The 1,743-nt window shown below is 56.2% G+C and carries 4 protein-coding genes; all 4 read left to right on the top strand.

Annotation, left to right across the window (positions count from 1 at the left end; genetic code table 11):
- A partial coding sequence (locus tag SPHV1_RS25610) for a hypothetical protein (protein ID WP_231634346.1) occupies positions 1–299 on the top strand: 299 nt, incomplete at its 5' end.
- The gene (locus SPHV1_RS00590; protein ID WP_156367179.1) at positions 296–625 is read left to right on the top strand and encodes a hypothetical protein; all 330 of its coding nucleotides are present in this window, start codon (positions 296–298) and stop codon (positions 623–625) included. The genes SPHV1_RS25610 and SPHV1_RS00590, both read left to right, overlap by 4 nt.
- 142 nt (positions 626–767) lie before the next feature.
- On the top strand, positions 768–1,115 hold the full coding sequence (locus tag SPHV1_RS00585; protein ID WP_054944208.1) for a hypothetical protein: 348 nt from the start codon (positions 768–770) through the stop codon (positions 1,113–1,115).
- The coding region (locus SPHV1_RS00580) for a hypothetical protein (RefSeq protein ID WP_156367178.1) at positions 1,108–1,743 on the top strand (636 nt) is incomplete at its 3' end. The genes SPHV1_RS00585 and SPHV1_RS00580, both read left to right, overlap by 8 nt.

Raw genomic sequence — 1,743 nt, 5'->3', positions numbered from 1 at the left:
AACGAAAGGAACGCGTGATGGGAACCTGCCAGACATGCCGATGGTGGAAGCGAAACAAGGCGAGCGATCTCGTGGCGGAATTCGAAGCTGACCCGCGCCCGTGCGTTAGTGGACCGCTGGATCTGTTGCGGTGGGTTTGGAATCCAGTTCATTTCAAGACGCCGCCGTCGGAATTTGAAATGGACTTTCTGCATCGTCCAAATCCCACGGGCGGGTACTGCCGCCGTATGCCGAAAGCGATCCGCAAGCAGGAAGATGACTTCTGTGGCGAACACCTTCCCAAGGACCAAACCCCATGACCACCCCAAGCAAAGCCGCAATAGAGCGGGCGAATGAATATCTTGGTGGATGCTTTCCCGTGAGCAACGGCGCAATGCGCGCCTTCGCCACCTACATCGACACCGTTGACCGTGTGGCGCGGGAGGTGGACAGCCTCATAGCAAACGGCTCGTTTGATACCGCCAGACACGACCTCAAGGTTCTCCGTCTCCCCGATGAGCCCGACCCGCTGGCTAAGGCGCTGGAAGATACGTTCGGCGATGGTTTCGGGACCGAGGCATATCAAGACAGCCTCCGCACAGCCCTCACTGCCGCTGGCCTCAAGATTGTGAAGGATGAAGGATGAAAATCTACGTCACACCAGGCAAGTCCAGAGACGAAATTATGTTCCGTGAAGAAGACGGAAGAATCTATTGGCGCCCGTGGTGGAAAGGCCACTGGCACATTCTGATTCTCATCTTTCGGGGGCACGATCTGGAGTACGTCGCATGACCGACAAACTAAACGCTGAGACGCTGCGGGACCGCGTTAACCAATTTCAACGCATAGAATTGCCCGGTCAGCCGATGATGATGCACATGGGGACAAACTACCTCGTGCGAGATTTATGGGCGGCTGTTTCCGATCTCCTATCCACAAACGAACAGATGGCCGAGAGGGTGGCGGAGCTGGAAGCCGATGCGGCCAGATACCGCTGGCTGCGCGATCACAGCGTTCCTCCGCACAACTTCTACATATCCGTTCCAGACGAGTTTCACGGCGTGAAGTACAGCCCGAGCGAAGTGGACGCCTACATAGACGAAGCCCGCGCAGCCTTTGGAGATAACGATGCCTGAGACGATGAAGCTTGAGCCGTGCCCGTTCTGCAACGGAAAGGCCACCCGCAAGGAGTACGATGACGCCCATCCATATGAGGCGTTCGGACTGATCGTGGACCACAAGCCCGAGTGCTTTCTCGCAATGGCTTACAGCGGCGATGACGATGCCCTCGATGCAGCATGGAACCGCAGGCCCGCGCAACAGACGGAGCCGGAAATATGGCCAGATCACCTAACAGGAGCTTGTCTCGGTTTCGAAGGGGGGCTTCTCAACATCAATCGTGACGGCAGCGGAAATCTGGCATTTGCTGAGAACGATCTTGAATGGGAACAGGACGACGAAAGCGGAAAAGATTATCGCTACGTCAACATCCGAAAGAGCGAATTCGACGCGATCAGGGACTTCCTCGATAAGTGGTTTCCACGAGTGAACCCACCGCACACTGAGCCTTCGGATGATGCGCTCCATATCGTAGCAGACGTTATCGCGGCAGAACTGTCATGCACTTATGATTGCAGTCGCGTTTGGGAGGCTTGGAGCTACGGCACCATGGGTCCGAATGATTTTGAGCCTGCATCGGAACGTGCCGAAGAAATTGCCGCTGCCGTCCTCGATAAATTGAAGGAGCGGGATCAGACCGAGCGA

The organism is Novosphingobium sp. KN65.2, from assembly GCF_001368935.1.
Classification (GTDB): domain Bacteria; phylum Pseudomonadota; class Alphaproteobacteria; order Sphingomonadales; family Sphingomonadaceae; genus Novosphingobium; species Novosphingobium mathurense.
Note: the sequence above shows the minus strand (reverse complement) of the source record. Positions and strands in the feature narration are given on the sequence as shown.

Excerpts from the sequence above, each read along its gene's own strand:
- SPHV1_RS00585 (WP_054944208.1), top strand. The coding sequence starts at position 768 with ATGACCGACAAACTAAACGCTGAGACGCTGCGGGACCGCGTTAACCAA.
- SPHV1_RS00590 (WP_156367179.1), top strand. The coding sequence starts at position 296 with ATGACCACCCCAAGCAAAGCCGCAATAGAGCGGGCGAATGAATATCTT.